Consider the following 19,254-nt stretch of genomic DNA (forward strand, 5'->3'; position numbering starts at 1 on the left):
CGATAATATCACACTTGATTTGTTACGCACGGCTCCACCAGCCATTTCTGCCAGCTTGCCGTCACCTGGGTGCGCTCTGCGGCAAAACAATCCAGCGCGACATGTCCCGGCTGCTCCTGCAACGCCAGGTGATGAAGTTCATCGCGCAGCGTGGTGTAGGCGCGGGTTAAGGCCTGCGCCTCCTGCTCGTCCATAATGTCGTTTTGCGCCAGCAGTTCCAGAATGCGCACATTGTCCGACCACCGCGTCAGCTTCGGCCTGTCGTGGGCGTGGCGCAGCACCAGATACTGGGTAATAAACTCAATGTCCGTGATGCCGCCCTCGTCGGCCTTAATATCAAAGCGATCGCGATGCTTATTGCCGAGGTGCGCGCGCATTTTTTCGCGCATCTCGCGCACATCGGTTTGCAGCGTACTGCCGTCGCGCGGGGTCATCATCACCTCCTTGCGAATGGCATCAAACTGCGTTTTCAGCTGCGGGTCGCCGTACACCACGCGGGCGCGCACCAGCGCCTGATGCTCCCACGTCCAGGCCTCATTCTTCTGATAATCCGCGAACGACTCCGTCGACGTTACCAGCATCCCCGCCGCGCCGGACGGGCGCAGGCGCGCATCCACTTCGTACAAAATGCCCGACGAGGTGCGGGTGCTGAACAGGTGCATAATGCGCTGCGCCAGGCGCAGGTAGAACTGACGCCCGTCGATTTCCCGCTCGCCGTCGGTCATCACGTCCATCGGGCAGTCGTGCAGGAAGATTAGGTCCAGATCGGAGCTGTAGCCCAGCTCCCAGCCGCCGAGCTTGCCGTAGCCCACCACCGCGAAGCCGCGGCCTTCGCGGTCAGCGAGGTGTTTCGGCTGGCCGTAGCGCGCCACCATCTGGATCCATGCCTGATGCACCACCGCATCAATCATCGCTTCCGCCAGCCAGGTTAAGTGATCGCTGACCTTCATCACCGGCAGCGTGCCGGCGATATCCGCCGCCGCCACGCGCAGCATCTGCGCCTGCTTAAACTGGCGCAGCGCCTCCAGCTGCTGCTCTTCATCCTCTTCCGGCACGCGCAGCAGATACTGGCGCAGCTCGTCGCGGTAGGCGTCGGTCGCCGTCGGCTGATACAGGGTATTCGGGTCGAGCAGCTCATCCAGCAGCAGCGGGTAGCGCGCCAGCTTGTTCGCCACCATCGGCGAGGCCGCGCAGAGCGTAATCAGGTGCTTGAGCGCGCCCGGAAACTCGCTTAGCAGCTCGAGATAGGTGGTACGGGTGATGATGCCGCTCAGCAGCGGCATCATGCGCGACAGCGGTATCGGCGCGTCCTCCCGCGAGCATACGTCGCTCAGCAGGTGCGGCATCAGGTGATCGAGCACCTGCCGTCCGCGCGGACCAATGGCGCGCTTGTTCAGCTCAAGCCGGAAATCGGCAATCAGCGCCACCACGCGGTGACGATCGTCATCGCTCAAGTGCGCCAGAACCGGCGTGGTGTCATCTTCCTGGAGCGCATCCTGCCACAGCTCGCGCCAGTGCTCGGAGAGCGCATCCTCCTGAGACTCGCTTTCATCGTCGCCGATCAGGTCGTTAAAGATGCGTCGCACGCCCGCCATATTGGCATCCAGCTTTTCGGTCAACGCCGCCCAATCGTCCACGCGCATGCCCCAGGCCAGGCGCGCCCGGTTAAGATCGTCGCCCGGCAGGGTTTGCGTTTGCTCGTCGTTAATGCTTTGCAGCAGGTTTTCCAGACGGCGCAGGAACAGGTAGGCCTCGCGAAGCGTTGCCGCGTCGCCTTCCGGCAGCAGGTGCAGCTGTTCAATGGCCGCCAGCGTCGGCAGCAGCGAGCGGGACTGCAGAGACGGCTCGCGTCCGCCGCGGATCAGCTGGAAAACCTGAACGATAAATTCAATTTCGCGGATGCCGCCCGCGCCGAGCTTGATGTTGTCCTTCAGTCCTCGGCGGCGCACCTCGCGGGCGATCATTCCTTTCATGTTTCGCAGGGACTGGATGACGCTAAAGTCGATGTAGCGGCGGAACACGAACGGGCGCAGCATGGCGCGCAGTTCGTTGGCGTAGGCATCGTCGCTGTCGCCCATGATCCGCGCTTTGACCATCGCGTAACGCTCCCAGTCGCGACCCTGCTCCTGATAGTAGTCCTCCAGCGCCGCAAAGCTCAGCACCAGCGGGCCGCTATCGCCAAACGGACGCAGACGCATATCCACGCGATAGACGAAGCCGTCCTGCGTCGGCTGGTCCAGGGCTTTAATCAGGCGCTGGCCGAGGCGGGTAAAGAACTGGGCATTGTCCAGCTCGCGACGACCGCCGCGCGTAGAGCCCTTCTCCGGCCAGGCAAAAATCAGATCGATATCGGAAGAGAAGTTAAGCTCGCAGCCCCCCAGCTTCCCCATTCCCAGAATCAGCAGCGGCTGCGGAACCCCGTCTTCGCTGCACGGCGTTCCCCACTCGCGACAGCAGGCGGCGTACAGCCAGTCTCGCGCGGCAATAATCAGCGTTTGCGCCAGCGCGCTCAGCTGCTGCAGCGTGCTCTCTTCGTCCACCAGCGCCAGCGACTGCGCCCACGCGATGCGCACCATGATCCGGCGGCGAAACTGGCGCAGCGCGCGCATCAGCGCGGCTTCGTCGGACACGTCCGCCAGCGCGGCCTGCAGCCAGCTGTCGTAATGCCTCCACTCGTCGGCCCGCGGCGGCGCGCTTTCCAGCTCCGTCAGCCAGCCAGGATTCGCCGTTACGCTTTCCTGCACAAAATCACTAAAAGTGAGCACACACTTAGCCTGCTCACTCAGGGATGACGCCGGTAAAGATTCAGGCAGACGTTCGCAGACGGTCTGCCACTGCTGCTGTAGCTGTGAAGAGAGCGGCATGTTTGGGGTTCCTTGCCAGAGTTAACGTTTTCCGCTGTGCAGCCAGAACGGCTCCTGCGAAATAGCCTCGTTTCGGAAATGCTCAATTTCAATGTGCTGGCGAGTTTCGATGGCGTGCTTTAGCCCCTGCCAGTTCTCGATCCAGGCCTGCGCCCCGGCGCCGTCATACGCCCCGGACAGCAGCAGCATACTGTCGATATTGCGCGCCAGGCGAGGGAGCTGATCGCCATACTGGTCGCCCAGCGGGTGCGCAAAGGTCGTTTTCAGCTCGGCCGCATGGCGAGACAGATGGATATCCGCGAAGCGCTTGAACGATTCGCTGATTTTGGCCTGCGCCTTCGCGTCCAGGAACGGGCGCCAGCCGCGGGTAACCAGGAACTCGGTCAACGCCAGCTTTGCCGCCGCGCCTTGTGCGCTATAAATCGCCGTTTGGGCGGAAACATCGGAGAGCAGCAGCGCTTCGGTTTGCGTCAGCAGGTCACGTAAGTGAGCACTCGCTTTGCGAGGAACGATGCCGCCGAACAGCATCAGGGTATGGCGGACCAGCCCCATTGCCGCCAGCACGTGGGTCTTCGCGTTTTTCACGTTACGCGCCCACAGCTCTTCATGATACAGCCACTGGGAAAGCGCCAGCTCGAGCGCCGCCTCCATGCCCTGTTCAACGCTGGCCTTCGGCGCAGCGTGCAAAATGGTCGTCTCTTTCAGCGCGCGCGGTGCATCCCCGGCGGCCAGATGATAGCCGCGAGCGGCTTTGCTCAGGCTGCCCTGACGCAGGCCGGACTGGCTCACCAGGCGGCGCGCCAGCTTCAGCACGTCGTTCACATCGCCTTCCAGAAGCTCAAGCTCCAGCTCGCAGATCGGCTCCTGGCTTTCACCCGCTTTGACTTCGCCCTGGTCCAGCGCAATTTCGATGCGGCTTTTTCCTTCCGTTACCTGCCATTTTTCGCGCCAGAAATCGGTGCTGAACAGCGGCTGCACCTGTTCCGCGAGCGTTGAAGGCAGCTCACCTTCAGGCCAAACCTCTGCCGGGAAGCGTTCCAGCTCAAGTTCTGGCTTACTGATGTCGATATTGTATTCCGGACGCTGATGCAAACCGCCGACCACGCGACCGGCAATTTTCATCGTCATCTCATAACGTCCGCTCGCGCCGCGGATGCGCAGCCCCATATCGTGGCGGCGCAGCCAGTTGTCCGGCGTTTCGTAATAGATGTTGAGGAGCTGTACCGGTTCATGATGTTCGCCGGAAAACGTATTGATATGCTGACGCAGCGCGTCCACGCTGTCTTGTTCGACGATAAACTTTAATTCGATTTCTTGAGCCATAGTCTTGTACTTTTGCGTGCGTCACAGACGCGTCAATGAAGGCGAACTTCCTCGCCATTTGTTTGTCAGTACATAGTATTTTGCGACAAATTGCCACGCAATGCGCATTTTGACGGACTTAAAAGTTTAAAGCAGTGGAAATCAGGACACAGATGATTCCGATTGATGATGAATCCTTTGCGTAGCGACACTGATGCCACTACTATCGTTCCACTTTTTATGAAAATAACGACTAATATGCTTAAATTACGCCTGATTGGACTGACTTTCCTCGCTTTTAGCGCCGCAACCACGGTCCACGCTGAAGAGAAGCGTTACGTTTCTGATGAACTGAATACCTGGGTCCGCAGCGGCCCTGGAGACAATTATCGCCTCGTGGGCACGGTAAACGCCGGCGAGGAAGTGACTCTGTTACAAACCAACGCGGACACCAACTACGGCCAGGTTCGCGACAGCACCGGCCGCACCTCCTGGATCCCCATGAAAGAGCTGAGCAACGTGCCTAGCCTGCGCACCCGCGTGCCGGATCTGGAAAACCAGGTGAAAACCCTGACCGATAAGCTGAACAACATTGACGGCACGTGGAACCAGCGCACCGCAGAAATGCAGCAAAAGGTGGCGCAGAGCGACAGCGTGATCAACGGCCTGAAGGAAGAAAACCAGAAGCTGAAGAACGAGCTGATCGTCGCGCAGAAGAAAGTGAACGCGGCCAATCTCCAGCTTGACGACAAACAGCGCACCATCATCATGCAGTGGTTCATGTACGGCGGCGGCGTGCTGGGCGTTGGCCTGGTGCTGGGTCTGGTGCTGCCTATGCTGATCCCAAGCCGCAAGCGCAAAGACCGCTGGATGAACTAATTCGTCTTCTCTGCCAGACTTACGTATCATTCTGGAAAAGAGAAAACGGGAGAATCAGGCGTGAAGAGTTATCTGGTCGGTGGTGCGGTTCGTGATGCGTTGTTAGGTCTGCCGGTCAAAGATAAGGATTGGGTCGTGGTCGGCGCCACGCCAGAAGAGATGCTTAACGCGGGCTACCAGCAGGTAGGCCGCGATTTTCCCGTGTTTCTTCATCCGCAAAGCCGCGAAGAGTACGCCCTGGCGCGCACCGAGCGTAAATCAGGCTCGGGCTACACCGGCTTTACCTGCTATGCCGCGCCGGACGTCACGCTGGAGCAGGATTTGCTGCGCCGCGACCTCACCGTTAACGCGCTGGCGCAGGACGAGGACGGCCACATCATTGACGCCTACGGCGGGCAGAACGATCTGCGCGACCGTATTCTGCGCCACGTCTCCCCCGCGTTTTCCGAAGATCCGCTGCGCGTGCTGCGCGTGGCGCGTTTTGCCGCCCGCTACGCCCACCTGAGCTTCCGCATCGCGGACGAAACGATGGCGCTGATGACCGCCATGACCGACGCGGGCGAGCTGGAACATCTGACGCCGGAGCGCGTGTGGAAAGAGACGGAAAACGCGCTGACTACGCGCAACCCGCAGGTCTTCTTTCAGGTGCTGCGCGACTGCGGCGCGCTGAAGGTGCTGTTCCCGGAAGTGGACGCGCTGTTTGGCGTACCCGCTCCGGCAAAGTGGCACCCCGAAATCGACACCGGCGTTCACACGCTGATGACGCTAAGCATGGCCGCCATGCTTAGCCCGGACGTCGACGTGCGTTTTTCCACTCTGTGTCACGATCTCGGCAAAGGCTTAACGCCGAAAGAATTCTGGCCGCGCCACCACGGCCACGGCCCGGCGGGCGTAAAGCTGGTTGAAGGGCTTTGCCAGCGCCTGCGGGTGCCGAACGAGATCCGCGATCTGGCAAAGCTGGTGGCCGAGTTCCACGATCTAATCCACACCTTCCCGATCCTGAAACCGGCGACCATCGTCAGGCTGTTCGACAACATCGACGCCTGGCGCAAGCCGCAGCGCGTGGAGCAAATCGCGCTGACCAGCGAGGCCGACGTGCGCGGGCGCACCGGGTTTGAAGCCAGCGATTATCCGCAGGGGCGCCTGCTCCGCGAAGCATGGGAAGTGGCCAAAGCGGTGCCGACGAAGGACGTGGTGGAGGCGGGTTTCAAAGGGCCAGAAATTCGGGAAGAGATGACGAAGCGACGAATTGATGCGGTAGCCGCGTGGAAGGAACAGCGCTGCCCTCAGCCGAAGGACTGAGGGCAATCGGTTATCAGAAGAAGACCACGTACACTGCGGCAGCGACGATAAAGCGGTAGATCGCGAACGGAATGAACGAGATCCGCTTAATCAGCTGCAGGAAGGTTTTGATGGCAATCAGCGCCACGATAAAGGCGGTGATAAAGCCCACCGCGAACATCGGAATATCGCCTGCGGTCAGGAAGTGGTAGCTCTTATAGAGGTCCAGCACGGTCGCGCCCATCATCATCGGCACCGCCAGCAGGAACGAGAACTCAGACGCCGCGTAGCGGCTCACGCCCATCAGCATCCCGCCGGAAATCGTTGCGCCCGAACGAGAAAAGCCCGGCCACAGCGCCAGACACTGGAAGCAGCCGATCATGAAGGCCTGACGATAGGTCATGTCGTCCAGCCCTTCCGCGCGCGGCGTTTTCGGCTTTAGCAGCTCTGCCGCAATCAGCAGGAAACCGCCGACCACCAGCGCGTACATAACGTTAATCGGGTTGAAAAGCGATTTGATGACGTCGTGGAACACCAGCCCCAGCACCACCGCCGGGATCATCCCGAGCAGGATGTGGATCAGCGTCAGGCGGCCCGTGCCTTCCCCTTCACGCTGCGGCAAACGGCCAAAATGGATGCCAATCAAACCAAACAGACGGCGCCAGAACATCACGACAACTGCCAGGATAGAACCAAGCTGAATCACCACTTCAAACGTCTTTGCGGTATCACCCTCAAAGCCCAGCAGATGGCCAACGATAATCATATGGCCCGTACTGGAAACCGGTAAAAACTCCGTCAATCCTTCGACCACACCCAGTATTGCCGCCACCAGCAGCGAGTGCATATCGCTCATCTATAAACCCCTAAAAAGATATAAAAAACGGTCGCCACAACGGCTTCCGTGAAAGATACAGCGTTAAGACCTGTTTAACCGAAAATGGTTTAGCAATTATGACGTTAAATCTTACCTTTCAGATTTGTGCCACGCTCAATTATGACCCCAACGTTGGCCGCGCGCGCCACCGCTCCCGGTTTGCTCAGCTTGATGCGCACCCACGGCGAGTTAAACTTGTTCAGCAGCAGCTCGGCCACCTCTTCCGCAACGCGCTCAACCAGCGCAAAACGCTGCCCTTCCACATGGCCGACGACCGCTTCGCTGATGTCGGCATAGCTCAGACAGTCCTTCACATCATCGCTTTTCGCTGACGCGCGGTTATCCCAGCCCATTTCGATATCGAACACCAGCTTCTGCTCAATGGTCTGTTCCCAGTCGTAAACACCAATGGTGGCGATTACCGAAAGTTGCTCTATAAATACAATATCCATCACGACCTGCCTGCTTTTTGGCTAAACCGGATACCACTCCCGGCGAATTATGCGTATTATCCACAGATGCCGAGAATACCGATACCTTTTCAAAATGGAACAGCGTTATGAGTGCAATCGCGCCTGGAATGATACTCCTCGCCTACCTTTGCGGCTCAATCTCCAGCGCCATTCTGGTCTGCCGCATTGCCGGGTTGCCTGACCCGCGCGAAAGCGGTTCCGGGAATCCGGGAGCGACCAACGTATTACGAATTGGCGGCAAGGGAGCAGCCGTAGCGGTTTTGATTTTCGATGTGCTGAAAGGAATGCTTCCCGTCTGGGGTGCCTATGCGCTCGGCGTCACGCCGTTCTGGCTCGGGCTGATTGCTATCGCCGCCTGCGTCGGCCATATCTGGCCCGTATTCTTCGGTTTCAAAGGCGGAAAAGGCGTCGCGACGGCATTTGGCGCCATTGCCCCTATCGGCTGGGATTTGACGGGCGTGATGGCGGGCACCTGGCTGCTCACCATCCTTCTTAGCGGCTACTCCTCGCTGGGCGCCATCGTCAGCGCGCTGATCGCGCCGTTTTACGTCTGGTGGTTTAAGCCTCAGTTCACCTTCCCGGTGTCGATGCTGTCCTGCCTGATCCTGCTGCGCCACCACGATAATATTCAGCGGCTGTGGCGCCGCCAGGAGACCAAAATCTGGACGAAGCTGAAGAGAAAGAAAAAAGAGCCGAAAAACGGCTCCTCCTGATTTACGCCTCCGGCAGTTCCGCCAGCGGCCAGCGCGGACGAACGGAGACGCTCAGGTCTGCCGTTGCTCCCGCGTTCATACGCACCATGCCCGCATAGGCAATCATCGCCCCGTTATCGGTACAAAATTCCGGACGCGCGTAGAACACTTCCCCACGACGCTTTTGCATCATCTCCGCAAGCTTCGCGCGCAGCGTGCGGTTAGCGCTCACGCCGCCCGCCATTACCAAACGTTTGAAGCCGGTTTGATCCAGCGCGCGCTTGCACTTGATCATCAGCGTGTCCACCACCGCATCTTCGAACGCACGAGCGATGTCCGCTCGGGTTTGCTCGCTATCGTCATTATTACGAATGGTGTTGGCGGCAAAGGTTTTCAGGCCGGAGAAGCTGAAGTCCAGCCCCGGGCGGTCGGTCATCGGTCGCGGGAATACGAAGCGCCCTGCCGTCCCCTGAGAGGCCATTTTGGACAGCATCGGCCCACCGGGATAATCCAGCCCCAGCAGCTTGGCGGTTTTGTCGAACGCTTCACCCGCGGCGTCGTCAATCGACTCGCCCAGCAGCTCGTACTTACCAATGCCCGTCACGCTAATCAGCTGGGTATGGCCGCCGGAAACCAGCAGCGCCACAAACGGGAACGCAGGCGGATTATCTTCCAGCATCGGGGCCAGAAGGTGCCCTTCCATATGATGCACAGGAATGGCGGGAACATCCCACGCGAACGCCAGCGAGCGGCCCACCGTCGCGCCGACCAGCAGCGCGCCGACCAGGCCCGGCCCTGCGGTATAGGCCACCGCATCAATATCGTTGGACGTTAATCCAGCCTCTTTCAGCGCCGCCTGGATCAGAGGAACCGTTTTACGCACGTGGTCACGAGAGGCCAGCTCGGGCACAACGCCGCCGTAGTCAGCGTGCAATTTCACCTGACTATACAGTTGGTTGGCCAGAAGCCCTTTTTCATCGTCAAAAATAGCGATGCCGGTTTCATCGCAGGATGTTTCAATACCCAGTACACGCATGACTTGTTTTACCTCGTTTCAATACCGCGCAGTGTAGGGCCAATGCGGGTTGATGTAAAACTTTGTTCGCCCCAGGACATCCGCTCGTGTATACTCCTCCTCCTTATAAAAGTCTCATTTCAAAATCGCATCGGTGCTTTACAAAGCAGCAGCATTTGCAGTAAAATTCCGCACCATTTTGAAATAAGCTGGCGCTGATGCCAGCGGCAAACCGAATTTATTAAAGGTGAGAGTTACATGCCGGTAATTAAAGTACGTGAAAACGAGCCGTTCGACGTAGCACTGCGTCGCTTCAAACGTTCATGCGAGAAAGCAGGTGTTCTGGCTGAAGTTCGTCGTCGTGAGTTTTATGAAAAACCAACGACCGAACGTAAGCGCGCTAAAGCTTCTGCAGTGAAACGTCACGCGAAGAAACTGGCTCGCGAAAACGCACGCCGTACTCGTCTGTACTAATCTGTTGAGAGCACGCGCTCTCAATTGACAGACAGAGTAGTAGTCGTAAGGCCGTGCTTCCGGAAGGAATGCGCGGCTTGTTTTCGTTTATAAGTCGCTTAAATTTTTGGGGCATATGGCCGGAAGAATCCCACGCGTATTTATCAATGACCTGCTGGCCAGAACCGATATCGTCGATCTCATCGACGCGCGGGTAAAGCTAAAAAAGCAGGGCAAGAACTACCATGCGTGCTGTCCGTTCCATAACGAAAAAACCCCCTCTTTCACCGTAAACGGTGAAAAACAGTTTTACCACTGCTTCGGCTGTGGCGCCCACGGTAACGCGGTCGATTTCCTGATGAACTACGACAAGCTCGAGTTCGTTGAGACCGTCGAAGAGCTGGCGGCGATGCACAATCTCGAAGTGCCGTATGAAGCAGGCAGTGGGCCAAGCCAGATCGAGCGCCATCAACGGCAAACGCTGTACCAGCTGATGGACGGTCTTAATTCGTTTTACCAACAGTCTCTTAAGCACGCTGCTGCTGAGCCTGCGCGTCAGTATCTGACAAAGCGCGGACTGAGCGACGATGTGATTGCGCGTTTCGCTATTGGTTACGCCCCTCCCGGCTGGGACAACGTGTTAAAGCGTTTTGGCGGCAATAGCGAAGATCGTAAATCGCTTATCGATGCGGGCATGCTGGTCACCAACGACCAGGGACGAAGCTACGACCGCTTCCGCGAACGGGTGATGTTCCCAATCCGCGACAAGCGTGGCCGGGTGATTGGTTTTGGTGGTCGCGTGCTGGGTGACGGCATGCCGAAGTACCTCAACTCCCCGGAAACCGATATTTTCCATAAAGGCCGCCAGCTTTACGGGCTTTATGAAGCTCAGCAGGATAATGCGGAACCTCCGCGCCTTTTGGTCGTCGAAGGCTATATGGACGTCGTCGCGCTGGCGCAGTACGACATTAACTACGCGGTTGCGTCGTTAGGCACGTCTACGACCGCCGACCATATCCAGCTGCTGTTCAGAGTGACGAACAACGTCATCTGCTGTTACGACGGTGACCGCGCGGGGCGCGACGCCGCCTGGCGCGCGCTGGAAACGGCGCTGCCGTATATGACCGACGGACGTCAGCTGCGCTTTATGTTCCTGCCCGATGGTGAAGACCCGGATACGCTGGTACGTAAAGAGGGCAAAGCGGCGTTCGAAGCGCGGATGGAGCAGGCGCAGCCGCTCTCCACGTTTTTGTTTAACATCCTGATGCCGCAGGTTGATTTGAGCACTCCTGACGGGCGCGCTCAGCTCAGTACGCTGGCGCTGCCGTTAATCAGCCAGGTTCCCGGAGAGACGCTGCGCATCTATCTGCGTCAGGAGCTAGGCAACAAGCTCGGCATTCTCGATGACAGTCAGCTTGAACGTTTAATGCCTAAACAGGCTGAAAACGGTGCGGTTCGCCCCGCGCCACAGCTAAAACGCACAACCATGCGTATACTGATAGGATTATTGGTACAAAACCCGGAACTTGCGCCGCAAGTGCCCTCGCTGGCGGGTTTGAACCACGAAAAGCTGCCTGGTCTGAGCCTGTTTTCAGAGCTGGTGAATACCTGTTTATCGCAGCCAGGCCTGACGACCGGACAGCTTTTAGAGCACTATCGCGGCACAAAAGAGGCCGCAACCCTTGAAAAACTGTCGATGTGGGACGATATAGCAGATAAGGATATCGCAGAAAAAACCTTCACCGACTCACTCAACCATATGTTTGATTCGATGCTTGAGCTGCGCCAGGAAGAGTTGATAGCTCGCGAGCGCACACACGGTTTAAGCAGCGAAGAGCGCCGGGAACTCTGGATGATTAACCAGGAACTGGCAAGAAAATAAGTCAAAGACAAAAGAATTTAACGGCTTAAGTGCCGAATATCGATCGGGAAGCCCCCGGCAGCCGCACTGAGAGGCAGCGGCAAAAATATAAGTACGCCCTCGCTTTAAAGGTTGGCAGCCCCATCGTCAACACCAATCAAACGAATTAAGTGTGGATACCGTCTTATGGAGCAAAACCCGCAGTCACAGCTGAAACTTCTTGTCCAACGCGGTAAGGAGCAAGGCTATCTGACCTATGCCGAGGTCAATGACCATCTGCCGGAAGATATCGTCGATTCAGATCAGATCGAAGATATCATCCAAATGATCAATGACATGGGCATTCAGGTGATGGAAGAAGCACCTGATGCCGATGATCTGTTGCTGGCTGAAAACTCCAACAGCACTGATGAAGATGCTGAAGAAGCCGCTGCGCAGGTACTGTCCAGCGTTGAGTCTGAAATCGGGCGTACCACCGATCCGGTCCGCATGTACATGCGCGAAATGGGTACCGTTGAGCTGTTGACCCGCGAAGGCGAAATCGACATCGCAAAACGCATTGAAGACGGTATCAACCAGGTTCAGTGCTCCGTTGCCGAATACCCTGAAGCCATCACCTATCTGCTGGAGCAGTACGACCGCGTTGAGGCTGAAGAAGCTCGCCTGTCCGATCTGATCACCGGTTTCGTCGATCCGAACGCTGAAGAAGACCTGGCGCCAACCGCCACTCACGTCGGTTCCGAGCTGTCTCAGGAAGAGATGGATGACGACGAAGACGAAGATGAAGAAGAAGACGACGACAGCAGCGATGACGACAACAGCATCGATCCTGAACTGGCGCGCGAGAAGTTTGCTGAGCTGCGTACCCAGTACGAGCTGGCCCGCGACACCATCAAGGCGAAAGGCCGCAGCCACGCTGCCGCTCAGGAACAGATCCTGAAGCTGTCTGAAGTGTTCAAGCAGTTCCGCCTGGTGCCAAAGCAGTTCGACTACCTGGTGAACAGCATGCGCGTGATGATGGATCGCGTGCGTACCCAGGAACGCATCATCATGAAGCTGTGCGTTGAGCAGTGCAAAATGCCGAAGAAGAACTTCATTACGCTCTTCACCGGCAATGAAACCAGCGAAACCTGGTTCAACGCCGCTATCGCGATGAACAAGCCGTGGTCTGAAAAACTGCACGATGTGAAAGAAGACGTGCAGCGCGGCCTGATGAAGCTGCAGCAGATCGAAGAAGAGACCGGCCTGACCATCGAGCAGGTAAAAGACATCAACCGTCGCATGTCCATCGGTGAAGCGAAAGCCCGCCGCGCGAAGAAAGAGATGGTTGAAGCGAACCTGCGTCTGGTTATCTCTATCGCTAAAAAATACACCAACCGCGGCCTGCAGTTCCTGGATCTGATTCAGGAAGGCAACATCGGCCTGATGAAGGCGGTAGATAAGTTCGAATACCGTCGCGGCTACAAGTTCTCCACCTATGCAACCTGGTGGATCCGTCAGGCAATTACCCGCTCTATCGCGGATCAGGCGCGCACCATCCGTATTCCGGTGCATATGATTGAGACCATCAACAAGCTCAACCGTATCTCCCGCCAGATGCTGCAGGAGATGGGTCGTGAGCCAACGCCGGAAGAGCTGGCCGAGCGCATGCTGATGCCGGAAGACAAGATCCGCAAAGTGCTGAAGATCGCCAAAGAGCCAATCTCCATGGAAACGCCAATCGGCGACGATGAAGATTCGCATCTGGGTGATTTCATCGAGGATACCACCCTCGAGCTGCCGCTGGACTCTGCGACCACCGAGAGCCTGCGTGCCGCCACGCACGACGTACTGGCTGGCCTGACCGCCCGTGAAGCGAAAGTCCTGCGTATGCGTTTTGGTATCGATATGAACACCGACCACACGCTGGAAGAAGTGGGTAAACAGTTCGACGTAACCCGCGAACGTATCCGTCAGATCGAAGCGAAGGCGCTGCGCAAGCTTCGCCATCCAAGCCGCTCTGAAGTGCTGCGTAGCTTCCTGGACGACTAATCCGTCCTGCGTTGTGAAAAAGCTCCCTTCGGGGAGCTTTTTTTTGCTTAGCCCCTCTCCCTGTGGGAGAGGGCCAGGGTGAGGGCATCAGACCGCAGAGGCCGCTAAAGCCCGCGCACCACCAGCGCTTCATCCAGCTCGCGATATGCCTCCACCAGCTTGTCCAGCGTCGCCCTGTTCAGTCCGCTCGGGTTAGGCAGCACCCACACCTGCGTGACGCCAATCGTGATGCTCTGCTTTCCCCACATCGCGCCGCGCTGGCTAAACGCCTGCTCGTAAGCCTGTTTCCCCAAAATCGCCAGCGCTGCCGGCTGATAGTCTTCAATCTTCTTAATCAGCTCGCGCCCGCCGCTGCGCAGCTCGTGCAGATTTACCTCGCTGGCCTGCACCGTGGGGCGTTCGACCAGCATGGTGATCCCGCAGCGCGTGTCCAGCAGATGCTGTTCCTCTTCCGGCTTCAGCAGCCTGTCGGTAAACCCCGCCTGGTGGATAACCTTCCAGAAGCGATTGCCCGGATGGGCGAAGTGAAAACCCGTATGCGCCGAGGACTTACCCGGATTGATACCGCAAAACACCACCCGCAGCCCGGGGGCGAGAATATCGTTGATCATGACTACTCCGCTCTATACATCGTTATAGAAGTATAAAGGATTGATTATGCGTTGTTTATAAAAACAGCAGGCAGGTTTGAATGGCTGGATTGCAGCGGGGAGTTACTCTATAATTCACCGCCACGGCCCCTTAGCTCAGTGGTTAGAGCAGGCGACTCATAATCGCTTGGTCGCTGGTTCAAGTCCAGCAGGGGCCACCAAATTTTAGCTTTAAATACATAAAGTTAGGCCACTCTCGCGAGTGGCCTTTTTTGTTGCCTCGTTTTCGAGTGGCGATAGAATGGCGGTGGATTTTTAACTGCCAATTTGTTGAGGTCATAAAAAACTTACTTTCTGATGGACTTTGGTTGATATTGAGGGGGCTACCAGCATCAGAGAATTGACGCTCCGACCGGGTAAAAAGTTACACGTTGCGGGTGGCAAAGTGCCGTTTGAGTGCGGGATAGAAGAGATAAAAACGATTGGCCGTGTAGTGGGTGTATACAGCGAGGTTAATCGATGACTGTCCGTAAAAATCCGGCTGGCGGTTTGATTTGTGAGCTCTACCCAAACGGTGCAAAAGGCAAACGTATCAGAAAGAAATTCGCTACAAGGGCGAGGCTCTGGCGTTTGAGCAGTACACCGTTCATAACCCGAGGTAGGAAGAAAAGGAAGACATGCGCACGTTAAAAGAGCTGGTTGATTCATGGTATAGCGCTTATGGCATTACGCTGAAAGACGGCTTGAAAAGCCAGTTAGCCATGCACCATGCTTTTGAGTGTATGGGCGAACCACTCGCACGCGATTTCGATGCTCAAATGTTTTCACGCTACCGAGAGAAGCGATTAAAAGGTGAGTATGCCCGATCAAATAGGGTTAAGGAGGTTTCGCCCCGCATGCTTAATCTTGAGTTGGCCTACTTCCGAGCAGTCTTCAATGAGCTCAATCGCCTCGGTGAGTGGAAGGGTGAAAATCCGCTGAAAAATATGCGCCCTTTCTGCACGGAAGAAATGGAAATGGCCTGGCTAACTCACGATCAGATTTCGCTACTGCTTGATGAGTGCAAACGGCATGACCACCCTGATTTAGAAACCGTGGTAAGAATTTGTCTAGCCACTGGCGCACGGTGGTCTGAGGCCGAGAGCCTGAGTAAAAGCCAGCTCGCGAAATACAAAATCACATACATCAACACGAAAGGCAGAAAAAACCGTACCGTTCCAATTAGCAAAGAGCTCTACGAGTCTCTGCCCGATGATAAAAAAGGTCGGTTGTTTGGGGATTGTTATGGTGCGTTCCTGTCTGCTCAGGAAAGAACCGGCATCAAACTACCGGCAGGACAGCTTACCCACGTTTTACGCCACACCTTCGCCAGCCACTTTATGATGAATGGTGGTAATATATTGGTTTTGCAGCGCGTCCTTGGTCATACGGATATAAAAATGACTATGCGATCTGCCCATTTCGCCCCTGACCACTTAGAAGATGCGGTCAAATTGAATCCCCTAAGAAAAATGGAAAAAATCGATGGCAACGACTGAAAAATTAAGCCAGCACAGTAACGATCTGAAAAGAAATTTAAGTGCATCTCTAACACTGACACTGAGTGTTTTATTGAGTTTATATGTTATTAATTTATTCAGAAATCCGAAAGAAAATAGATCCTCATTAGAAACATTAAAAACAAAAGACTATTGGAGTGAGTTTTATTTTCGCCACTTAACGATGCTTTACCAAGAACACACAACTGTAGTTTTAGAGAAAAACAATTTATCCTCAGATTATATTGAAAAAATTATTGAGGATTCCGATAATGATATTTACACTTATAATAAAGAAGTATTGAATGATGTACTGAATGCATTAGAACGAGATATAATGGATGATATAAAAAATGATTTTATTATCGAAAATAGCATAAGTAATGATTCAATAGACATATATTCCGGGGTGCTTAATTTTCTTTTTGACTATCAATCCGTAATGCTTGAAGTGCTTGAATGCATTGAATCTACAAACTCAGAAAACAAACAAGCAATGTTATACATGACAAGATCTTCATTCGCCAGAACACTAGCAAGCTATGTCGAAGACTGCTCGAAACCCTTGATTCGTGAAATAACAAAATTAAGCAGTTTGAAATTTTTACGTTTATTAAACAAGAATAAAAATGTAACTACAGAATTAGATGAAAATATTAAATCAATATCCAAGCAAGGCATGGGTGATTTAAGTCTGCTACTTAGAATAAACTTAGATTTCTCTTCCAGAATCACCCCGAAAATATATAATAAGCATAGAAAAGGAATAAATAAATTCAAAAAATTTGTAGAGTCAAGAAACAGAATTATTCATAATTTCAAATGTCAAGACAACGACATAAACTTCATTATTGAGAATTGGAAACCATGCCTGGACTTCTACTCTGCAATTTTTACTGAATTTACACAAAAGGAAGGGTTTGAAATATTTTTCAACAGATTATATGACGAGGCAAAAAAATGTGCATTAAACCAAAATCTGATGGTTAAGCATGCGCTCCCTATGATTGAAACTCACATGTAAATGCTCCATCTAAATCTGAGCATGCTCAATGGCGATAAAGTGGCGGTAGAAATGACGAATAAGGGTAATCATTGGCAAACGCTGTCAATCTATGTCAATGATAAATATCGTAAAAAAATGATTTACGGTTATCTCTGAAGGAACTCATAATCGCTTGGTCGCTGGTTCAAGTCCAGCAGGGGCCACCAGATACAGCAAGGGCTGGAGAGAAATCTCCGGCCCTTTTGCTTTTTTGCTTGCCACACGATTGCTCCTCACACACCGCTCCCCTTTCTCCCCCCACCAAAAACAGCTAAAGAAATCCCCCGTCGCGCCGATCATCATCCGTGTGTATTATTTCCTGTAGCGTTCTCAACAACTAACCTTTACTCAACGACTTAAGCGTCAAAAGCGAAAGGCATCATGAGCACACCGATCAAACGGCTAGAGATCATCAAAAATGCCATCGAGCTGGAGGATGACGACATCATTCAGAGCCAGCTCGCGCGCCTGAAGAATGAAGCGTTTGACGATGAGCTAAGGGCAATCGTCGCCGCGCTTGAGCATAAGCGCTACACCGACGCGCTCGCGGCCATTATTGCCTGGCTGCAGGGCCAGCGCGCCGTTACGCCATGGCGTGACCCGCAGGTGGCGGCCAGCAAGCTTGAGCTAAAGGCGCTGGAGGAGCGGCTGCGGGACCTGATTGACCGCCGCAACGCGCGCGTGCAGCAGCTTGATGAATTTAACGATCTCTACTTCGCCCGCCTCGGGCCGCTGATGCAGCAGATCCTCGGGCTTCGCAAAACGCTGGCGGAGCTGAACCTGCGCCGTCAGCGGGCCGAAGCGCAGCGTCGGGAAGAGGACTACCGCCGCTGCCAGCGCTATATGGCGCAGGCGGTGGAGGTGCTGAACACGCTGACCCAGCGCTGGCGCGACTTGCCCGCAGATTCCGTGCAGGCCGCGGGCGCGCGTAAGCACCTGCAGCAGCAAAGTAACCTGATCGCGAACCTGCTGGCCGAGGCGCTGGAGCTGGAAAACGGACTCACGCGTGAGGAAGAGCCGGCGCGCCAGGCGCGCGACGAGGCCAACGACGAGTATGAGAAATACCGCGAACAGCATCACGATGCCGAAGTGCGCCTGCGTAAAGGGAAAAATCTGTCGGAAGAGGACAGGAACGAGCTGAAGCGCCTCTGGCGGCAGGCGAGCAAGCTGTGCCATCCGGATCTGGTCGCGGACGACCTGAAGGAAGAGGCCAACGCGATGATGGTCCAGCTCAACCAGGCCAAACAGCGTGGGGACGTAAAGGCCATTCGCTCGCTTGTCGCCCGCCTTCAGCAGGGATTCGAGCCGCTGATGGCGAGCGACAGGCTGAACGATCTGGCGCGCATTCGCAAAAAAATGGATCAGGTGCGCGAGCAAATCAACACGCTGGTGAACGAGCTGGCCGAGCTGGAAAAAGAGGAGTCGTGGCTGCTGGTCTCCTCGCTGAGCAATATGGAAGCCTACTTTGCCCAGCAGGAGAAAGCGCTGAACGAGGTCCGCGCCTCGCTCGAAAATCAGGTGAGCGAAGCGCAGCTGGACTCGGCTGCGTAGTTATTTGGCGTGCCAGTACGCGCTGGCACGCACCAGCTGCGGGTCAATTGCGTCGGTTTCAAACATCCGGCTCAGGTTTTTTACCACCTTCCCCTCCCCGGTCAGCCAGATAAAGTAATCCTCTTGCGGAACGGTAAGCGCGGCCAGATGGTCTGCTACCGCCTGCTCGCTGTGGCCCACAACCCACGTGATGTTGAACGCGCTCAGGTGCGCCAGATAATCCTGACAGGATCCGTCCGCCACGGTCACAACCGCATGTATCTCCGGGCGTACCGGCAGCTTAGCGATCCCCTCCAGCCGGCGGCGCAGCGCGGGCATGCCGGACTCGTCGCACACGTACAGCTGCCAGGCGTAATCTTCCGGCACCACCAGCGAACCGCGCGGCCCGCCTATGGTCAGCCTGTCGCCCGCTTTTGCCTCCATCGCCCAGCGGCTGGCAACGCCGCCGTCGTGAATAAAAAAGTCGAGCGCCAGCTCGTGGTTCACCTCATTGTAGAGCGGCGTATAGTCGCGCGACTGCGGGCGTACGCCCTCGCCCCAGTCGATACCTTCCTCCGTGACGACGGGCGGCACAAAGGTCGCGCCCGGCGCGGGGAAAAAGACTTTAGTGTGGTCGTCAAAGCCGCGGGAGCTAAAGCCATCCAGCGCCTCGCCGCCGAGAACAATGCGCTGAAAGCCCGCGCAAACGCGCTCAGCGCGCAGGACGTTTAGCTCGCGAAAGCGCAGGTCGTTACGAACGCGCTGAGGGTAACGGGTAGTCGTCATTTTTATGCCTTCATGCTGTGAATACGATATATCTAAA

Annotated in this window: 15 protein-coding genes, 1 tRNA gene and 2 pseudogenes; 11 read left to right on the forward strand and 7 right to left on the reverse strand. The window is 55.8% G+C overall.

All coding sequences use genetic code 11. The annotated features are described in order from the left end of the window. Window positions 1-8: 8 nt before the first annotated feature. Both glnE and DBY73_RS08785 read right to left on the reverse strand, forming a co-directional pair. Window positions 9-2,864, reverse strand: a complete 2,856-nt coding sequence (gene glnE / locus DBY73_RS08780; protein ID WP_112010790.1) for a bifunctional [glutamate--ammonia ligase]-adenylyl-L-tyrosine phosphorylase/[glutamate--ammonia-ligase] adenylyltransferase — start codon at window positions 2,862-2,864, stop codon at window positions 9-11. Window positions 2,865-2,885: 21 nt separating this feature from the next. Next, the gene (locus tag DBY73_RS08785; protein WP_112010791.1) at window positions 2,886-4,187 is read right to left on the reverse strand and encodes an inorganic triphosphatase; all 1,302 of its coding nucleotides are present in this window, start codon (window positions 4,185-4,187) and stop codon (window positions 2,886-2,888) included. 237 nt (window positions 4,188-4,424) lie between these two features. Here DBY73_RS08785 and DBY73_RS08790 point away from each other — a divergent pair, with 237 nt between their 5' ends. Both DBY73_RS08790 and DBY73_RS08795 read left to right on the forward strand, forming a co-directional pair. Next, the gene (locus tag DBY73_RS08790; protein WP_112010792.1) at window positions 4,425-5,045 is read left to right on the forward strand and encodes a TIGR04211 family SH3 domain-containing protein; all 621 of its coding nucleotides are present in this window, start codon (window positions 4,425-4,427) and stop codon (window positions 5,043-5,045) included. Between the two features lie 60 nt (window positions 5,046-5,105). Continuing rightward, complete coding sequence (locus DBY73_RS08795) at window positions 5,106-6,347, forward strand: multifunctional CCA addition/repair protein (RefSeq protein ID WP_112010793.1); 1,242 nt, start codon at window positions 5,106-5,108, stop codon at window positions 6,345-6,347. 13 nt (window positions 6,348-6,360) lie between these two features. On the opposite strand, the gene bacA is transcribed toward DBY73_RS08795, so the two are convergent. After that, entirely contained in the window at window positions 6,361-7,182 is an 822-nt protein-coding gene (gene bacA, locus DBY73_RS08800) for an undecaprenyl-diphosphate phosphatase (RefSeq protein WP_112010794.1), read from the reverse strand. A gap of 104 nt (window positions 7,183-7,286) precedes the next feature. Continuing rightward, complete coding sequence (folB, locus tag DBY73_RS08805; protein ID WP_112010795.1) at window positions 7,287-7,655, reverse strand: bifunctional dihydroneopterin aldolase/7,8-dihydroneopterin epimerase; 369 nt, start codon at window positions 7,653-7,655, stop codon at window positions 7,287-7,289. Between the two features lie 107 nt (window positions 7,656-7,762). Here folB and plsY point away from each other — a divergent pair, with 107 nt between their 5' ends. Continuing rightward, on the forward strand, window positions 7,763-8,389 hold the full coding sequence (plsY, locus tag DBY73_RS08810; protein ID WP_006178600.1) for a glycerol-3-phosphate 1-O-acyltransferase PlsY: 627 nt from the start codon (window positions 7,763-7,765) through the stop codon (window positions 8,387-8,389). Window position 8,390: 1 nt separating this feature from the next. On the opposite strand, the gene tsaD is transcribed toward plsY, so the two are convergent. Continuing rightward, window positions 8,391-9,404 carry a tRNA (adenosine(37)-N6)-threonylcarbamoyltransferase complex transferase subunit TsaD gene (gene tsaD / locus DBY73_RS08815; RefSeq protein ID WP_112010796.1) on the reverse strand — a complete coding sequence of 338 codons (1,014 nt, stop codon included), beginning with the start codon at window positions 9,402-9,404 and terminating at the stop codon, window positions 8,391-8,393. Window positions 9,405-9,641: 237 nt separating this feature from the next. Here tsaD and rpsU point away from each other — a divergent pair, with 237 nt between their 5' ends. From rpsU to rpoD, 3 genes are all read left to right on the forward strand, one after another. Next, complete coding sequence (rpsU, locus tag DBY73_RS08820) at window positions 9,642-9,857, forward strand: 30S ribosomal protein S21 (RefSeq protein ID WP_001144069.1); 216 nt, start codon at window positions 9,642-9,644, stop codon at window positions 9,855-9,857. A gap of 115 nt (window positions 9,858-9,972) precedes the next feature. Continuing rightward, entirely contained in the window at window positions 9,973-11,718 is a 1,746-nt protein-coding gene (gene dnaG / locus DBY73_RS08825; protein WP_112010797.1) for a DNA primase, read from the forward strand. Between the two features lie 165 nt (window positions 11,719-11,883). Next, complete coding sequence (gene rpoD, locus DBY73_RS08835) at window positions 11,884-13,728, forward strand: RNA polymerase sigma factor RpoD (RefSeq protein WP_112010799.1); 1,845 nt, start codon at window positions 11,884-11,886, stop codon at window positions 13,726-13,728. Window positions 13,729-13,832: 104 nt separating this feature from the next. Here the strand turns inward: rpoD and mug are convergent, their stop codons facing one another. Beyond that, window positions 13,833-14,339 carry a G/U mismatch-specific DNA glycosylase gene (gene mug, locus DBY73_RS08840; RefSeq protein WP_112010800.1) on the reverse strand — a complete coding sequence of 169 codons (507 nt, stop codon included), beginning with the start codon at window positions 14,337-14,339 and terminating at the stop codon, window positions 13,833-13,835. A 124-nt stretch (window positions 14,340-14,463) separates the two neighbouring features. On the opposite strand from mug, the gene DBY73_RS08845 reads away from it, so the two are divergent. The 5 genes and pseudogenes from DBY73_RS08845 (at window position 14,464) to DBY73_RS08870 (ending at window position 18,452) form a co-directional block, all read left to right on the forward strand. Beyond that, window positions 14,464-14,539: transfer RNA gene (locus tag DBY73_RS08845), tRNA-Ile, on the forward strand. Window positions 14,540-14,682: 143 nt separating this feature from the next. Then, window positions 14,683-14,841: pseudogene (locus DBY73_RS08850) on the forward strand (Repressor protein CI); the annotation flags it as partial. Next, window positions 14,838-15,856, forward strand: a pseudogene (locus DBY73_RS08855) (tyrosine-type recombinase/integrase). The pseudogenes DBY73_RS08850 and DBY73_RS08855, both read left to right, overlap by 4 nt. Next, window positions 15,843-16,880, forward strand: a complete 1,038-nt coding sequence (locus tag DBY73_RS08860) for a hypothetical protein (RefSeq protein WP_112010801.1) — start codon at window positions 15,843-15,845, stop codon at window positions 16,878-16,880. The pseudogene DBY73_RS08855 and the gene DBY73_RS08860 overlap by 14 nt, the downstream one beginning before the upstream one ends. A gap of 402 nt (window positions 16,881-17,282) precedes the next feature. Next, on the forward strand, window positions 17,283-18,452 hold the full coding sequence (locus tag DBY73_RS08870) for a DNA repair protein (RefSeq protein WP_112010803.1): 1,170 nt from the start codon (window positions 17,283-17,285) through the stop codon (window positions 18,450-18,452). On the opposite strand, the gene DBY73_RS08875 is transcribed toward DBY73_RS08870, so the two are convergent. Continuing rightward, the gene (locus DBY73_RS08875) at window positions 18,453-19,217 is read right to left on the reverse strand and encodes a siderophore-interacting protein (protein ID WP_112010804.1); all 765 of its coding nucleotides are present in this window, start codon (window positions 19,215-19,217) and stop codon (window positions 18,453-18,455) included. Between the last annotated feature and the right edge of the window lie 37 nt (window positions 19,218-19,254).

The organism is Enterobacter sp. RIT418, from assembly GCF_003057745.1.
In the GTDB taxonomy this organism is placed as follows: domain Bacteria; phylum Pseudomonadota; class Gammaproteobacteria; order Enterobacterales; family Enterobacteriaceae; genus Enterobacter.

Coding starts and splice junctions, on each gene's coding strand:
- tsaD (WP_112010796.1), bottom strand. CDS start 9,404: ATGCGTGTACTGGGTATTGAAACATCCTGCGATGAAACCGGCATCGCT.
- folB (WP_112010795.1), bottom strand. CDS start 7,655: ATGGATATTGTATTTATAGAGCAACTTTCGGTAATCGCCACCATTGGT.
- plsY (WP_006178600.1), top strand. CDS start 7,763: ATGAGTGCAATCGCGCCTGGAATGATACTCCTCGCCTACCTTTGCGGC.
- rpsU (WP_001144069.1), top strand. CDS start 9,642: ATGCCGGTAATTAAAGTACGTGAAAACGAGCCGTTCGACGTAGCACTG.
- bacA (WP_112010794.1), bottom strand. CDS start 7,182: ATGAGCGATATGCACTCGCTGCTGGTGGCGGCAATACTGGGTGTGGTC.
- rpoD (WP_112010799.1), top strand. CDS start 11,884: ATGGAGCAAAACCCGCAGTCACAGCTGAAACTTCTTGTCCAACGCGGT.
- DBY73_RS08860 (WP_112010801.1), top strand. CDS start 15,843: ATGGCAACGACTGAAAAATTAAGCCAGCACAGTAACGATCTGAAAAGA.
- mug (WP_112010800.1), bottom strand. CDS start 14,339: ATGATCAACGATATTCTCGCCCCCGGGCTGCGGGTGGTGTTTTGCGGT.
- DBY73_RS08875 (WP_112010804.1), bottom strand. CDS start 19,217: ATGACGACTACCCGTTACCCTCAGCGCGTTCGTAACGACCTGCGCTTT.
- DBY73_RS08790 (WP_112010792.1), top strand. CDS start 4,425: ATGCTTAAATTACGCCTGATTGGACTGACTTTCCTCGCTTTTAGCGCC.
- DBY73_RS08785 (WP_112010791.1), bottom strand. CDS start 4,187: ATGGCTCAAGAAATCGAATTAAAGTTTATCGTCGAACAAGACAGCGTG.
- dnaG (WP_112010797.1), top strand. CDS start 9,973: ATGGCCGGAAGAATCCCACGCGTATTTATCAATGACCTGCTGGCCAGA.
- DBY73_RS08870 (WP_112010803.1), top strand. CDS start 17,283: ATGAGCACACCGATCAAACGGCTAGAGATCATCAAAAATGCCATCGAG.
- glnE (WP_112010790.1), bottom strand. CDS start 2,864: ATGCCGCTCTCTTCACAGCTACAGCAGCAGTGGCAGACCGTCTGCGAA.